The 15,462-nt window shown below is 63.9% G+C and carries 10 protein-coding genes; 6 read left to right on the forward strand and 4 right to left on the reverse strand.

Annotated features, from left to right (window positions below; genetic code table 11):
• Positions 1-79: 79 nt before the first annotated feature.
• Together dnaB and ACW9H9_RS03720 are read left to right on the forward strand one after the other, a co-directional pair.
• A complete protein-coding gene (gene dnaB / locus ACW9H9_RS03715; RefSeq protein WP_457341657.1) occupies positions 80-1,477 on the forward strand; it encodes a replicative DNA helicase in 1,398 nt (465 codons plus the stop codon).
• A gap of 141 nt (positions 1,478-1,618) precedes the next feature.
• Positions 1,619-3,922 carry a YgiQ family radical SAM protein gene (locus ACW9H9_RS03720; RefSeq protein ID WP_457341658.1) on the forward strand — a complete coding sequence of 768 codons (2,304 nt, stop codon included), beginning with the start codon at positions 1,619-1,621 and terminating at the stop codon, positions 3,920-3,922.
• A 65-nt stretch (positions 3,923-3,987) separates the two neighbouring features.
• On the opposite strand, the gene ACW9H9_RS03725 is transcribed toward ACW9H9_RS03720, so the two are convergent.
• Both ACW9H9_RS03725 and ACW9H9_RS03730 read right to left on the reverse strand, forming a co-directional pair.
• Positions 3,988-4,464, reverse strand: coding sequence for a cupin domain-containing protein (locus ACW9H9_RS03725; protein ID WP_457341659.1), 477 nt, complete (start codon positions 4,462-4,464; stop codon positions 3,988-3,990).
• 92 nt (positions 4,465-4,556) lie between these two features.
• Complete coding sequence (locus ACW9H9_RS03730; RefSeq protein ID WP_457341660.1) at positions 4,557-5,435, reverse strand: helix-turn-helix domain-containing protein; 879 nt, start codon at positions 5,433-5,435, stop codon at positions 4,557-4,559.
• Between the two features lie 257 nt (positions 5,436-5,692).
• Between ACW9H9_RS03730 and ACW9H9_RS03735 the strand changes: the two genes are divergently transcribed.
• The 4 genes from ACW9H9_RS03735 (at position 5,693) to azu (ending at position 13,263) form a co-directional block, all read left to right on the forward strand.
• A complete protein-coding gene (locus tag ACW9H9_RS03735; protein WP_457341661.1) occupies positions 5,693-8,983 on the forward strand; it encodes a transglutaminase family protein in 3,291 nt (1,096 codons plus the stop codon).
• Between the two features lie 133 nt (positions 8,984-9,116).
• Positions 9,117-11,603, forward strand: coding sequence for a circularly permuted type 2 ATP-grasp protein (locus ACW9H9_RS03740; protein WP_457341662.1), 2,487 nt, complete (start codon positions 9,117-9,119; stop codon positions 11,601-11,603).
• Entirely contained in the window at positions 11,603-12,493 is an 891-nt protein-coding gene (locus ACW9H9_RS03745) for a transglutaminase family protein (RefSeq protein WP_457341663.1), read from the forward strand. The genes ACW9H9_RS03740 and ACW9H9_RS03745 overlap by 1 nt, the downstream gene beginning before the upstream one ends.
• Positions 12,494-12,816: 323 nt before the next feature.
• Positions 12,817-13,263: an azurin gene (gene azu / locus ACW9H9_RS03750; RefSeq protein WP_457341664.1), complete on the forward strand. Its 447-nt coding sequence runs from the start codon at positions 12,817-12,819 to the stop codon at positions 13,261-13,263.
• 112 nt (positions 13,264-13,375) lie between these two features.
• Here azu and nadE read toward each other — a convergent pair whose 3' ends face one another.
• On the reverse strand, positions 13,376-14,203 hold the full coding sequence (gene nadE, locus ACW9H9_RS03755; RefSeq protein ID WP_457341665.1) for an ammonia-dependent NAD(+) synthetase: 828 nt from the start codon (positions 14,201-14,203) through the stop codon (positions 13,376-13,378).
• A gap of 3 nt (positions 14,204-14,206) precedes the next feature.
• A complete protein-coding gene (gene pncB / locus ACW9H9_RS03760) occupies positions 14,207-15,421 on the reverse strand; it encodes a nicotinate phosphoribosyltransferase (protein ID WP_457341666.1) in 1,215 nt (404 codons plus the stop codon).
• Between the last annotated feature and the right edge of the window lie 41 nt (positions 15,422-15,462).

The following is a 15,462-nucleotide window of genomic DNA, read 5'->3' on the forward strand; positions in this document are numbered from 1 at the left end:
CGGGCGGTTAACATCGGGCACGATCCTGTTTACAGGTCGTGCCCTTTGTTTTTCTACAAACCCCCAAATTCAAGTGGCCATGAACGATATCTCCGCTCCTGAGCAATATGACCTGCAAACCGCTGCCCTGAAGGTGCCGCCGCATTCCATCGAGGCCGAACAGGCCGTGCTCGGTGGCCTGATGCTGGACAACAACGCCTGGGAACGCGTGCTGGATCAAGTCTCGGACGGCGACTTCTACCGTCATGACCACCGCCTGATCTTCCGCGCCATCGCCAAGCTGGCCGACCAGAACTCGCCGATCGACGTGGTCACCCTCGCCGAACAGCTCGACAAGGAAGGCCAGACCTCCCAGGTCGGCGGCCTGGGCTACCTGGGCGAACTGGCCAAGAACACCCCGTCGGTCGCTAACATCAAGGCCTATGCCCAGATCGTTCGCGAGCGGGCCACGCTGCGCCAGTTGATCGGCATCAGCACCGACATCGCCGACAGCGCCTTCAACCCCGAAGGCCGCACCGCCGCCGAGATCCTCGACGAAGCCGAACGGCAGATCTTCCAGATCGCCGAAGCACGGCCCAAGACCGGCGGCCCGGTAGGCGTGAACGACCTGTTGACCAAGGCCATCGACCGCATCGACACCCTGTTCAACACCGACAACGCCATCACCGGCCTGTCCACCGGCTACACCGACCTTGACGAGAAAACCAGTGGCCTGCAGCCCGCCGACCTGATCATCGTCGCCGGTCGTCCGTCCATGGGTAAGACCACCTTTGCGATGAACCTGGTGGAAAACGCCGTACTGCGCAGCGAAAAGGCCGTGTTGGTGTACTCCCTCGAGATGCCAGGCGAATCGCTGATCATGCGTATGCTGTCGTCCCTGGGCCGCATCGACCAGACCAAAGTGCGTTCCGGCCAGCTGGAAGACGACGACTGGCCGCGCCTGACCTCGGCCGTCAACCTGCTCAACGACCGCAAGCTGTTCATCGACGACACCGCCGGTATCAGCCCCTCGGAAATGCGCGCGCGGACCCGCCGCCTGGTGCGCGAGCACGGCGATGTCGGCCTGATCATGATCGACTACCTGCAGCTCATGCAGATCCCGGGCTCCAGCGGTGACAACCGCACCAACGAAATTTCCGAGATTTCCCGGTCCCTCAAGGCCCTGGCCAAGGAATTCAACTGCCCGGTGGTGGCGCTGTCCCAGCTCAACCGTTCCCTGGAACAGCGGCCCAACAAGCGCCCGGTGAACTCCGACTTGCGTGAATCGGGTGCGATCGAGCAGGACGCCGACGTGATCATGTTTGTGTACCGCGACGAGGTGTATCACCCGGAAACGGAACACAAAGGCATCGCCGAGATCATTATCGGCAAGCAGCGGAACGGCCCCATCGGCTTTATCCGCCTGGCCTTTATCGGCAAATACACGCGCTTCGAGAACCTGGCGCCGGGCAGCTACAACTTCGACGACGACGAATAGCTTGCAGCGCCTGTAAGGGCCTGATCGCGGGAAAGCCCGCGATCGGGCTCGCCACAATTGCGACCCCTGACGTCGGAATTGGTCAAATTTTGTGCTATATTCCGCGCCCGCGATTTTCCATCTCAACACCGGTCACCCGTCATGCAAACAGCCAAGCCGTTATTTGACTATCCCAAGTACTGGGCCGAATGCTTCGGCCCGGCGCCGTTCCTGCCCATGAGCAGGGAGGAGATGGATCAGCTTGGCTGGGACTCGTGCGACGTCATCATCGTCACCGGCGATGCCTACGTGGACCACCCCTCGTTCGGTATGGCGATCATCGGCCGGCTGCTGGAGTCCCAGGGCTTTCGCGTCGGCATCATCGCGCAGCCGAACTGGCAGTCCAAAGACGACTTCATGAAACTGGGCGAGCCGAACCTGTTTTTCGGTGTCGCGGCCGGCAACATGGACTCGATGATCAACCGCTACACCGCCGACAAGAAAATCCGCTCGGACGACGCCTACACCCCAGGCGGCATGGCTGGCAAACGCCCGGACCGCGCTAGCCTGGTGTACAGCCAGCGCTGCAAGGAAGCCTACAACCATGTGCCGATCGTGCTCGGCGGTATCGAAGCCTCCCTGCGCCGCATCGCGCATTACGACTACTGGCAGGACCGGGTGCGCAACTCGATCCTGATCGACGCCGCCGCCGACATCCTCTTGTACGGCAACGCCGAGCGGGCGATTGTCGAAGTGGCGCAGCGCCTGTCGTGGGGCCACAAGATCGAAGACATCACCGACGTGCGCGGCACCGCGTTCATTCGCCGTGACACCCCGGCAGGCTGGTACGAAGTGGACTCCACCCGCATCGACCGCCCGGGCAAGATCGACAAGATCATCAACCCGTACGTGAACACCCAAGACACCCAGGCCTGCGCCATCGAGCAGGAAAAGGGCCCGGTCGAAGACCCGGAAGAAGCCAAGGTCGTGCAGATCCTGGCCAGCCCCAAGATGACCCGCGACAAGACCGTGATCCGCCTGCCGTCCGTGGAAAAAGTGCGCAACGACGCGGTGCTCTACGCCCACGCCAACCGCGTGCTGCACCTGGAAACCAACCCGGGCAACGCCCGTGCACTGGTGCAGAAGCACGGCGAAGTGGACGTGTGGTTCAACCCGCCGCCCATTCCCATGACCACCGAAGAAATGGACTACGTGTTTGGCATGCCTTACGCACGTATCCCGCACCCAGCGTATGGCAAGGAAAAAATCCCGGCCTACGACATGATCCGTTTCTCGGTCAACATCATGCGTGGCTGCTTTGGCGGCTGCACCTTCTGCTCCATCACCGAGCACGAAGGCCGCATCATCCAGAACCGTTCCGAAGAGTCGATCATTCGCGAGATCGAAGAAATCCGCGACAAGGTCCCAGGCTTTACCGGCGTGATCTCTGACCTGGGCGGCCCTACCGCGAACATGTACCGCATCGCCTGCAAGAGCCCGGAAATCGAATCCGCGTGCCGCAAGCCGTCCTGCGTGTTCCCCGGTATCTGCCCGAACCTGAACACCGACCACTCCTCGCTGATCCAGCTGTACCGCAGCGCCCGTGCGTTGCCGGGGGTGAAGAAGATCCTCATCGCGTCCGGCCTGCGTTACGACCTGGCCGTGGAGTCACCGGAGTACGTGAAAGAGCTGGTGACCCACCACGTGGGTGGCTACCTGAAGATCGCCCCGGAACACACCGAGGAAGGTCCGCTCAACCAGATGATGAAACCGGGCATCGGCACCTATGACCGGTTCAAGCGGATGTTCGAGAAGTACACCAAGGAAGCGGGCAAGGAGCAGTACCTGATCCCGTACTTCATCGCCGCCCACCCGGGCACCACCGATGAAGATATGATGAACCTGGCCCTGTGGCTCAAGGGCAACGGCTTTCGCGCCGACCAGGTGCAGGCGTTCTACCCGTCGCCGATGGCCACCGCCACCGCCATGTACCACTCGGGCAAGAACCCGCTGCGCAAGGTCACTTACAAGAGCGACGGGGTGACCATCGTCAAGAGCGAAGAACAGCGCCGCCTGCACAAGGCCTTTTTGCGTTATCACGACCCCAAGGGCTGGCCGATGCTGCGTGAAGCGCTGACCCGCATGGGCCGTGGCGACCTGATCGGGCCGGGCAAAGACCAACTGATCCCGCTGCACCAGCCGGCCACCGACAGCTACCAGAGCGCCCGTCGCAAGAACTCGACGCCTGCGGGCAGCCACAAGGTCGCCAAAGACACCACCACCAAAATCCTCACCCAGCACACCGGCTTGCCGCCGCGTGGCAGTGACGGCAGCAACCCGTGGGACAAGCGCGAACAGGCCAAGGCCGCCGCCATGGCGCGCAACAAGCAGGCCGCCAAGGAACGCACCGACGCCGCCAAGGGCAAAGGCAAGAAGCCTGCCCGCAAGCCCGTCGTACCGCGTTGATCGCCGCCTGAACCCCCGACGCCAGCCACCGTGCTGGCGTCGTGTTTCAGGGCCGGTGCACGTGCTCAGTTCCCCGGCAAAATCCGTATTCCGTGCTGCTCGGCCAGCGCCATCACGTGCTGCATCTGTTCGGCTGTCGGCGGGGCGACCTCGGGGATCACGCCGTTAATGATCGCAATGCCCGCCGCGGCCACGAATTGGTCGAAACCGCCGGGCGTGCCGACCACCAAGGCCCGGGCCGGTACAGCCCCCACGTTGCGCAGGCGCTGCGGGACGTTGCGCGGCGCAAAATAGCTTTCGCCCGCCTTAAGCGTAAAAACCTGGTCGCCGATGGTCACTTCAAGCTCGCCTTCGTACAGGTGCATCGACTCGTCTTCCTGCACATGCAGGTGCAGGCCGCCATCCGCGCCGGGTGGCATCAGGCCTTCGACCATGGAGAACTGGCCGCCGGTTTCCCGACTCGACAGCAAAATCTTCAGCTGCACGCCAAACAGCAGGTACGTGTCCGGGGTGGTTTTATGAACGGCAGGGGGCTGGGGCATGGCTGGTACTCGGTCGGGTTTCAGGGACCGAGAGTGGAGCATGCAGGCCTTGGGCGGGCGTGCCGGTTAGTGCGCGGATGTGTCTATTGCGGCTATTGGCAGGCGCGGCGAAAGGCGCTGGGGGTCAGCCCCGTGTAGCGCTGAAACGTGCGCGAAAAATGCTGTGAGGTCTGAAACCCGCACGCCAGCGCCACTTCCAGCAACGAAGGCGCCTGTCGATGCAGCAGTGACTTGGCCCGCTCGACCCGTGCGCGCAGCACGTACTGGTGCGCGGGCAGGCCAAACGTCGCGTGAAACAGCCGCGAAAAATGCGCCCGGCTGAAACCTGCGCACAGGGCCAGTTCGTGCAACGACAACGGTTGGTCCAGGTGGGCCTGAATGTAGTCCTCGACCCGCCGTGCGCAGTAGGCTGGCAAGCTGTTGACCGGACGCAGGGTGGCAGGCGCAAACGCGTTGTAGCGGCTGACCAGCGTGGCGGCGATGGCCTGCTCCATGGCGTCCACAAACAATCGCCCCGACGCAAAGCCGCTGGCCTGCTCCAGGTACAACGCCTGAAACAATGCGCTCAAACGCTCATCGCGCACACCGGGGTTGGGCAGCAGCTCGAAATGGCCGTTGCCGGTTTCCTCGGCGGCGGCACGCATGACCGGGTCGCCCAGGCTCACACTGATGAACTGCACGGGCGCCAGCCAGCGGACACTCTCCGGCGTGCCCCGCAGGGAAAATGCCAGGGAGTGCGCGGCAACCGGGATTCGCCTGACCGCCGCATCCGCCTCGCAGTGCAGTACCGCACTGCTGCGCATAAACATCGTCAGCATTTGTGTGTCCAGCCGATGGGTGTGCCAGTCGCCGGGCTCCAGGCAATGGGTTTCTACCGGCATGGCGCCGGGCGAGGCGGGGCCCGGTGACGAGGCGCCGAACAGGGGGATGGAAGCGCCGTCGTGGACGGCTGCAATTCGAGCAGTGTGCATGCAGGTCGTCCGTCGCCGCAGGGGGGAATGCGCCGCCAACTTGCCTCACGCCTTCGCGTAGTGTCAATCACGGTACGGGACCGCTGATCGGCCCGGCACTATAAGTGGGCGGGGTGTTGCACGGTGTTTGCCCGATAGCGCTATTTTGGTGCTGCGGGTGCCCGAACAGACAGCACCGTCATCCGGTGCGCCGGGCTTGCCGGAATGGCATAAGTCTTGCGCGCTTTCTTACATGCCCAGGCTCGCAGGAGGCCGCCGTGTCGATTCATGTCGCGTTGCACCACGTTACGCATTACCGCTACGACCGTGCGGTCGAGCTCGGCCCGCAGATCGTGCGGCTACGCCCGGCGGCCCACAGCCGCACGCGGATCTTGTCCTACGCGCTGAAAGTGCAACCCGAGCAGCATTTCATCAACTGGCAGCAAGACCCGCAGGGCAACTACCTGGCGCGCCTGGTGTTCCCGGAAAAGACCGACGAGCTGCGCATCGAAGTCGACCTGGTCGCCGAAATGGCGGTGTTCAATCCGTTCGACTTTTTCCTTGAGCCCTACGCCGAAAACATCCCGTTCAGCTATGCCGCCGATGAGCGACGCGAGCTGGCGCCGTACCTGGAAACCTTGCCGCTCACGCCGACGTTTGCCGCGTACCTGGCCGCCATCGACCGCACGCCCTTGCCTGCGGTGGACTTTCTGGTGGCCCTCAACCAGCGCGTGGCCGCCGACATCGGCTACCTGATCCGCCTGGAACCAGGCGTGCAAACCCCCGAATTCACCCTGCAAAACGCCTCGGGCTCTTGCCGTGACTCGGCGTGGCTGTTGGTGCAACTGCTGCGCAACCTGGGCCTGGCCGCGCGCTTTGTGTCCGGTTACCTGATCCAACTGACCGCTGACGTAAAGGCGCTCGACGGCCCCTCCGGCACCGAGGTGGACTTCACCGACCTGCACGCCTGGTGCGAAGTGTATTTACCGGGCGCGGGCTGGATCGGCCTGGACGCCACCTCCGGCCTGTTTGCCGGTGAAGGACATATCCCGTTGGCGTGCAGTCCCGATCCTTCTTCTGCCGCGCCCATCAGTGGGTTAGTGGAACCTTGCGAGTGCGAATTTGCCCACGAAATGTCGGTAGAGCGCAGGTGGGAAGCGCCCCGTGTTACCAAGCCCTACACCGAGGCGCAATGGCAGGCGATCCAGGCACTGGGCCGCCAGATCGACGGCGACCTGCTGGAGCACGACGTCCGCCTGACCATGGGCGGCGAGCCGACGTTTGTGTCCATCGATGACCCGGACGGCGCCGAATGGAACACCGCCGCCCTGGGGCCGACCAAGCGCAGGCTGTCTGCCGAATTGTTCCAGCGCTTGCGCAAACACTACGCGCCCAAGGGGCTGGTGCATTTCGGCCAGGGCAAGTGGTATCCCGGCGAACAACTGCCGCGTTGGTCGCTCAATTGCCACTGGCGCCGTGACGGCGTGCCGATCTGGCATAACGAGGCGCTGATCGCCGACGAGCAGAAAGACTACGGCGCCGACAGCGTGATGGCCGGACGTTTTCTGGCGGGCATCGCCGAGCGCCTGAAACTGCCCACACGGTTTGTGTTCCCGGCCTACGAGGATCACCTGCATTTCTTGTGGCGCGAAGGCAATTTGCCGCAGAACGTCACCGCCCTGGACCCACGCCTTAACGATGAGCTGGAACGTGAGCGCCTGCGCAAGGTGTTCGGCCAGGGCCTGGGCACCGTCATCGGCCAGGTACTGCCCCTGGCGCGCACGGCCGCCAATGACCAGTGGCAGAGCGGGCGCTGGTACTTGCGCGGCGACCACTGCCGGTTGGTGCCGGGGGATTCGGCGCTGGGCTATCGCCTGCCGCTGGCCTCGCAGCCCTGGGTGACGGCGGCGGAGTACCCGTTTGTGCACCCCACCGACCCCAGCCAGGACTTGCCCCCCTTGCCGGGCACGGCGCAATTGAATGCGCATGCTGACGCCGCCGAGAGCGACGAACGTGTCCCGCAGGTCGATCAGTCCGCCGACTGGCTCACGCGCACCGCGCTGTGCGCCCAGGCTCGCGGTGGTCGGCTGTACCTGTTCATGCCGCCGCTGGAGCGGGTCGAGGACTACCTAGAACTGGTGGCGGTCATCGAAGCCACCGCCCAGGCGCTGCGTTGCCCGGTGCTGCTGGAAGGCTACGAACCCCCGAGCGATACACGCTTGAGCAATTTCCGCGTCACCCCGGACCCGGGCGTGATCGAGGTCAACGTGCAGCCGTCCGCCACCTGGGACGAGTTGGTCGAACGCACCGAGTTCCTCTATGAAGAGGCCCGGCAAACCCGCCTCACCAGCGAAAAATTCATGATCGACGGGCGCCACACCGGCACCGGCGGCGGTAACCATTTTGTGCTCGGCGGTGCCACGCCCAAAGACTCGCCGTTCCTGCGCCGTCCGGACTTGCTGCGCAGCCTGATCAGCTACTGGCATAACCACCCGTCGTTGTCCTACTTGTTTTCGGGACTGTTCATCGGCCCGACGTCCCAGGCGCCGCGTGTGGACGAGGCCCGTAACGATGCGTTGTACGAGTTGGAAATCGCGTTTGCACAAATGCCCGCGCCGGGCGAAGCGTGCCCGCCCTGGTTGGTCGACCGCCTGCTGCGCAACTTGCTGATCGACGTGACCGGCAACACGCACCGTGCCGAATTTTGCATCGACAAACTCTATTCGCCAGACGGCGCCACCGGCCGCCTGGGCCTGCTGGAATTGCGCGCCTTTGAAATGCCGCCCCATGCGCGCATGAGCCTGACCCAGCAATTGCTGTTGCGCGCGCTGGTCGCGCGTTTCTGGCGTGAGCCCTATGCGCCGCCGAAACTGGCGCGCTGGGGCACGCAACTGCATGACCGTTTCCTGTTGCCGCACTTTATCGAGCAGGACTTTGCCGACGTGATCGCAGACCTCAACGGCGCCGGTTACGCGCTGCGCGCCGAATGGTTTGCCCCGCACCTGGAGTTTCGTTTTCCCAAGGTGGGCGACTATGCCGTCGACGGCATCGAACTGGAGCTGCGCCAGGCCCTGGAGCCCTGGCATGTGCTGGGGGAAGAGGGCGGGGCGGGCGGCACCGTGCGGTATGTGGACTCGTCGCTGGAGCGTTTGCAGGTCAAGTTGAACGGCCTGCCGCCCGAGCGTTACCGGCTGACCTGCAACGGCGTCCCGGTGCCGCTGCACGCCACCGGCCGCGTGGGTGAGTTTGTCGCCGGGGTGCGTTACCGCGCCTGGCAGCCGTTTAACTGCCTGCAACCGACGATCGCGGTGCACGCGCCTTTGGTGTTCGATGTGCTGGACACCTGGATGCAGCGCTCGCTGGGCGGCTGCCAGTACCACGTCGCCCACCCGGGCGGGCGCAATTACGACAGCTTGCCGGTCAACGCCAACGAAGCCGAAAGCCGGCGCCTGGCGCGGTTTTTCCGCTTGGGGCACAGCCCGGGCACGCTGGCGGTGCCGCCGGTACGGGTGGACGACGAATTCCCGCTCACCCTGGACCTGCGCCGCCACCCCAAGGCCCCTGAATAACAGGCCGCTCGCTGTTGCAGTGAGTGGGCTTGCCCGCACCCGGCAAGCCCACTCACCGCCCACGCGTGGATCCACGCTGGATTTGCAGTGTTTGTGAGTTAATCTGACGTCCCTTGCCCCTGCCGAGCGTTCCATGCCCGACTTGCTCGACCAATACCCGCTCACCGCCGGTACTTATCACGAACTGCTGGACGACAGTGGCGCCGTGCGCAGCCACTGGCGGCGTCTGCTCGACCATCTGCAACGCAGCACCCCGGCCCAACTGGCCCAGCGCCAGGCCTTGCTGACGCGCCAGATCCAGGAAAACGGCGTGACCTACAACGTCTATGCCGATCCCAAGGGCGCCGACCGCCCGTGGGAACTGGACCTGCTGCCCCATGTGCTTGCCGCTGATGAGTGGAAGCACCTGTCGGCCGGTATCGCCCAGCGTGCCCGTTTGCTTAACGCCGTGCTGGCCGACCTCTACGGCCCGCAAACCCTGATCGCCGAAGGCTTGCTGCCCGCGGAGCTGGTGTTTGGCCACAACAACTTTTTGTGGCCATGCCAGGGCATCCAGCCGCCCGATGGTACCTTCCTGCACCTTTACGCCGTGGACCTTGCGCGCACGCCCGATGGCCGCTGGTGGGTCACCGCCGACCGCACCCAGGCGCCGTCCGGGGCCGGTTACGCGCTGGAAAACCGCACCATCGTGTCCCGTGCGTTTCCCGACCTTTACCGCGACTTGCAGGTGCGCCACCTCACGGGGTTCTTTCGCACCCTGCAAGAAACCCTGGCCCGCCAGGCACCCGGTGACGACGCACCGCCGCTGATCGTGCTGCTCACGCCGGGGCGTTTCAACGAGAGCTATTTTGAGCACCTCTACCTCGCCCGGCAGCTCGGCTACCCGTTGGTCGAAGGTGGCGACCTGACCGTGCGCGACGCCACGGTGTACCTGAAAACCCTGAACGGCCTGCGCCGCGTGCACGCGATCATGCGTCGCCTGGACGACGACTTCTGCGACCCGCTCGAACTGCGCACCGACTCGGCCCTGGGTGTGCCGGGCCTGTTGGGCGCGGTGCGTGAAGGCAACGTGCTGGTGGCCAACGCCTTGGGCAGTGGCGTGTTGGAGTCGCCCGGGTTGTTGGGCTTTTTGCCAAAGATCAATCAGCACCTGTTTGGTGAAGAACTGATCTTGCCGTCCATCGCCACCTGGTGGTGTGGCGAGGCGCCGGTGCTGGCCGAAGCGCTGGAAAAACTCCCGGAGTTGCTGATCAAACCGGCGTTCCCGTCGCAAAGTTTTGCGCCGGTGTTTGGTCGCGACCTCAATGATGAACAACGCCAGGCCCTGGCCGAACGCATTCAGGCGCGGCCATACGCGTACGTTGCGCAGGAACTGGCGCAACTGTCCCAGGCGCCGGTGTGGCACACCGTGGACGACCACCTGCAGCATCGCGCCATCGGCATGCGCGTGTACGCGGTGGCCAGCGCCGACGGCTACCGCGTGCTGCCTGGCGGGCTGACCCGCGTGGCGGCCGAGGCCGACGCCGAAGTGGTGTCGATGCAACGCGGTGGCGCGAGCAAAGACACCTGGGTGCTGGGCGACCGGGCCCACGGCACCGAGCACTGGCGTGCACAGCGTGCCATTGGGGCGCATGACCTGGTGCGGCGCGACCCCTATTTGCCGTCGCGGGTGGTGGAAAACCTGTTTTGGTTTGGCCGCTATTGCGAGCGCTGCGATGACAGCGCGCGCTGGTTGCGGGTGGTGTTGGCGCGTTACGTCGACGGCGACGACCCACAAGCCCTGCAGGCCGCCGTGGAGCTGGGCGAAAGCCTGCGCTTGCTGCCCGAAGAGGGCGAGCTGCCCGAGCGGTTGCTGGCGGCGCTGCTGGGCGATGACTGGCCGTTCAGCCTGCGCGCCAACCTGCAACGCCTGCAATGGGCGGCGTCCCAGGTGCGCGGCAAGCTGTCCCGGGAAAACTGGCAGGCACTGGTGGAGTTGCAGCGCGAGGCCCTGCAACTGGAGAGCAAGGAGCCTGACTTCGGCGAATTGCTCGACTTCCTCAACCGTCTGGTCATGTCCCTGGCGGCGCTGTCAGGCTTTGCGCTGGACGACATGACCCGCGATGAAGGCTGGCGCTTTCTGATGATGGGCCGGCGCATCGAGCGCTTGCAGTTCTTGAGCAGCAGCCTGGCGGCGTTCCTGCGCGGCGTGGCGGTGTTCGATCAAGCCGGGCTTGAGTGGTTGCTGGAGCTGGGCAACAGCAGCATCACCTACCGCTCGCGTTACCTGGCGGTGCCGCAATTGATCCCGGTGCTCGACCTGTTGCTGCTGGATGAACAAAACCCTCATGCGGTGTTGTTTCAGCTCAAGCTGGTGAGCCGCAACTTGCGTCGCCTGAACGATGATTTTGCCGCGCCCCGTGACAGCGGGCTGGCCCCGTTGGTGGAGCGCCTGGCGCGTTTTGACCTGGGCTGCCTGGAAAACCCGCTGTTCGGCGATGCCAGCGTGCGCGCTGCCCTGGACGGCCTGGCCGACCTGTTGCAAGCCGTGGCCGATGAAAGCGGGCAAGTGTCCGACCGCCTGGCCTTGCGCCATTTTGCCCATGTGGATGATGTGAGCCAGCAAACGGTGTCTGTGTGATGAGTGCCCGCTACCAGATTTTTCACGATACCCACTACCACTACGACAGCCCGGTGTCGCTGGCCCAGCAGCTTGCGCACTTGTGGCCCCGGCCCTGCGCGTGGCAACGCTGCACGCTGCAGTTGCTGGACATCAGCCCCGAGCCCACCGTGCGCCGCGACGAGCTGGACGTGTTCGGCAACCCCATCACGCGCCTGGCGTTCGAGCGGCCCCATGACGAACTGCTGGTCAACGCCGCGCTGACGGTGGAGGTGCTGGAGCGCCCGACGCTGGATTTTGCCCAGTCACCGGCCTGGGAACTCACCCGCAGCCAGTTGACGTACAGCAGCCTGGCGCTGCCGGCCGACCGGCTCGAGGCGTGCCGGTATCGGTTCGAGTCGCCTTACGTGCACCTCAAGAACAGCTTTGTCGAGTTCTCCGAAAGCTGCTTTACGGCGGGTCGCCCGTTGTTGCTGGGCGTGCAGGCGCTCATGCAAAAAATCTTCAGCGAATTCACCTTTGACGCCGAGGCCACGCAGGTGGCAACGCCGTTGGTGGAAGTGCTGGAGCGTCGTCGCGGCGTGTGCCAGGACTTCGCCCACCTGATGCTCGCCTGCCTGCGCTCGCGCGGCCTGGCGGCGCGCTACATCAGCGGCTACCTGCTCACCCAGCCACCGCCTGGCCAGCCGCGCCTGATCGGCGCCGATGCGTCGCATGCCTGGGTGTCGGTGTTTTGCCCGGTGTTGGGCTGGGTGGATTTTGACCCGACCAACAACGTGCAGCCCGCGCTGGAGCACATCACCCTGGCCTGGGGCCGGGACTTTTCCGATGTGTCGCCGCTGCGCGGGGTGATATTGGGCGGCGGCAGTCATGACCCCGAAGTGCGTGTGACGGTCATGCCCATCGAGTGAGCCTGCGCTAAAGCGCAAAGGCTTGTAAGCGTTTCTAAAGAGTCAAACCTCGCGTCGAGGTGTCTCATAGGTGCCGCTGGCGCCACAGGCGTAGGCGGCGAGCAGGCTGCGGAACAGGCTATTGAGGTGCATGGTTCGGACTCCATCGGGGGGGTGATGGGGCGATCATAGGCCGGGGCCGGGCGTTTGGCCGGTAGATTGTTTCGATGAATGTGATAGCCTAAAGTTGTATACAATTTGTTGATACAGGTCACAGGATTATCCGCCTGTATCGTGCACCCTTGTCGCAACACGCGTTTTTAAACCCTGCCATGGAGATTCACATGTTTGCCAAAATCGTTGCTGTTTCCCTGCTGACGTTGGCCAGCGGCCAGTTGCTGGCTGCAGAGTGCAAGGTCACTGTCGACTCCACCGATCAAATGTCGTTCAACACCAAGGCCGTTGAAATCGACAAGAGCTGCAAGACATTCACCGTCGAGCTGACTCACTCCGGCAGCTTGCCGAAAAACGTCATGGGCCATAACTGGGTGCTCAGCTCCGCCGCCGACATGCCCGGTATCGCCAGCGACGGCATGGCCGCCGGCCTCGACAAGAACTACCTCAAGGACGGCGACACCCGCATCATCGCCCACACCAAGATCATCGGTGCTGGCGAGAAAGACTCGGTGACCTTTGATGTGTCCAAGCTGGCAGCGGGGACCGACTATGCGTTCTTCTGCTCGTTCCCGGGCCACATCTCGATGATGAAAGGCACCGTGACCCTGAAGTGAGAGGGCTTGGGGCATGAAAAAAGCGCCTTTCGGGGCGCTTTTTTGTGGGTGTTTCATCGAAGGCAAAGCCACTTATCAACAGGCGGGCGCGGGCTCGCCTGTGACCTTGGTGTCACGGCGCAAACGGCATGACCCGCTTGTGCTCGGTCTTGCGGTACGTGTCGCGGATGATCCGGAACGCTTCTTCACGCAGCGGCTGGCCGTGCAGGAAGGCGTCGATCTCGGCGTAGGTCACGCCGTGGGAGGCCTCGTCCGGTTTGCCCGGGGACAAGTCTTCGAGGTCGGCCGTGGGCACTTTTTCCACCAGCGATTCGGGGGCGCCAAACAGGCGCGCAATCGAACGCACCTGGTTTTTTACCAGCCCGCTCAGTGGCGCAAGGTCGCAGGCGCCGTCGCCGAATTTGGTGAAAAACCCCATCACCGCTTCTGCCGCGTGGTCGGTGCCGATCACCAGCCCGCCCGTCGCACCGGCGATGGTGTACTGGGCCACCATGCGCATGCGTGCCTTGGTGTTGCCCAGCACAAAATCGCGGGACACCGCCGCCTTGCCTTCAAACGCCGCCACTTCACCCGCCAGGGCGTTGACCGCCGGGCCGATGTTGACGGTGTGGCGCTCGTCGGGGTTGATGAAATCCACCGAGGCCTGGGCGTCGTGTTCGTCGAACTGGGTTTGGTAAGGCAGGCGCACGGCGATAAAGCGGTAGGCGTCGTTGCCGGTGCTGGCGCGCAGTTCGGTCATGGCGCGCTGGGCCAACAGGCCTGCGGTCAACGAGTCGACGCCGCCGCTGATGCCCAGCACCAGGGTCTTGAGGCCGGAGTCGAGCAGGCATTTCTGGATAAAGGCCACCCGTCGGGACACCTCCGCCTCAAGGGCGGCCTGGTCCGGGAACGGCGGTTGGACCTTGAGTTGTTCAGCAATCTCACGCTGTACGGCTTGCATGATTCACCCCTCGGAAGGTTCAGCAGGTAGTTTGAAAACGTGGCGCAAATAAGCGGCGAAGTTCGGGTCGGTGCAGTGGGTCTTGCCCGCTTCATCGGAGATCTTCGCCACGGGCTGGCCGTTGCAGGCGGTCATTTTAAGCACGATGCTCATGGGCTCGACACCCGGAATGTCACAGGTGAGGTTGGTGCCGATGCCAAAGCTGACATTGATGCGCCCGCGCAGCGCCCGGAAGATCTCCAGCGACTTGGGCAGCGTGAGGCTGTCGGAGAACACCAGGGTCTTGCTCATGGGGTCGATGCCCAGTTTGTGGTAGTGGGCGATGGATTTTTCCGCCCACTGCACCGGGTCGCCGGAGTCATGGCGCAGGCCGTCGAACAGCTTGGCGAAGTACAGGTCGAAATCGCCCAGGAACGCGTCGGTGGTGATGCAGTCGGTCAGGGCGATGCCCAGCAGGCCCCGGTATTCACGCACCCAGCAGTCCAGCGCGGCGATCTGGCTGTCGATCAGGCGGGGGCCCAGTTGTTGGTGCGCCATGATCCATTCGTGGGCCATGGTGCCCAAGGGTTTCATCTCGATCTGGCGGGCCAGGTGCACGTTGCTGGTGCCTACGAAACGCCCGGGGAAATCATGCTTGAGCACGTTCACCACTTCTGCCTGCACGCCGTAGGAAAAACGTCGACGGGTGCCGAAGTCGGCCACTTGCAGTTCGGACAATTCCTCGGCGCTGGCATTGGCGCTCAACCAGTCGAACTTGCGGTACAGCTGCTCGCGGGCCATTTCCTGGGTGACATGCGGGTAGCGGGCGCGGTTGCGCACTTCGCTGACGATGGCCAGCATCGGCACTTCAAACAAAATCACATGCAGCCACGGCCCGCGCAGGCGGATAAACAACTCGCCGTTTTCGATGCCGGTGTGGATATAGCGCAGGTTGAAGCGGAACAGGCCCAGGAACCGCAAAAAATCCGGCTTCAGAAAGCTGATGCGTTCCAGCGAACTCAGTTGGTCGGCGCTCAGGCTCAGCTCGGCCAGGCGCTCGATCTGATGGCGAATTTCAGTGAGGTAAGGCCGCAGGTCTTCGTGATTGCGGCAGCGAAATTCCCATTCAACTTCCACGTTGGGGTAGTTGTGCAGCACCGCCTGCATCATGGTCAGCTTGTAGAAGTCGGTGTCGAGCAGGTTCTGCACGATGCTATCGGCAAACACACTCTCGCTCATACGGGGATCTCCAGACGGGCCGGCGATGGGCGCCAGCCTTT

It is taken from the genome of Pseudomonas sp. SDO5215_S409 (assembly GCF_054071325.1).

What these genes read in the sequence shown, in the direction of transcription:
- dnaB (WP_457341657.1), top strand. Translation starts at nt 80, where the DNA reads ATGAACGATATCTCCGCTCCTGAGCAATATGACCTGCAAACCGCTGCC.
- ACW9H9_RS03720 (WP_457341658.1), top strand. Translation starts at nt 1,619, where the DNA reads ATGCAAACAGCCAAGCCGTTATTTGACTATCCCAAGTACTGGGCCGAA.
- ACW9H9_RS03725 (WP_457341659.1), bottom strand. Translation starts at nt 4,464, where the DNA reads ATGCCCCAGCCCCCTGCCGTTCATAAAACCACCCCGGACACGTACCTG.
- ACW9H9_RS03730 (WP_457341660.1), bottom strand. Translation starts at nt 5,435, where the DNA reads ATGCACACTGCTCGAATTGCAGCCGTCCACGACGGCGCTTCCATCCCC.
- ACW9H9_RS03740 (WP_457341662.1), top strand. Translation starts at nt 9,117, where the DNA reads ATGCCCGACTTGCTCGACCAATACCCGCTCACCGCCGGTACTTATCAC.
- ACW9H9_RS03745 (WP_457341663.1), top strand. Translation starts at nt 11,603, where the DNA reads ATGAGTGCCCGCTACCAGATTTTTCACGATACCCACTACCACTACGAC.
- azu (WP_457341664.1), top strand. Translation starts at nt 12,817, where the DNA reads ATGTTTGCCAAAATCGTTGCTGTTTCCCTGCTGACGTTGGCCAGCGGC.
- nadE (WP_457341665.1), bottom strand. Translation starts at nt 14,203, where the DNA reads ATGCAAGCCGTACAGCGTGAGATTGCTGAACAACTCAAGGTCCAACCG.
- pncB (WP_457341666.1), bottom strand. Translation starts at nt 15,421, where the DNA reads ATGAGCGAGAGTGTGTTTGCCGATAGCATCGTGCAGAACCTGCTCGAC.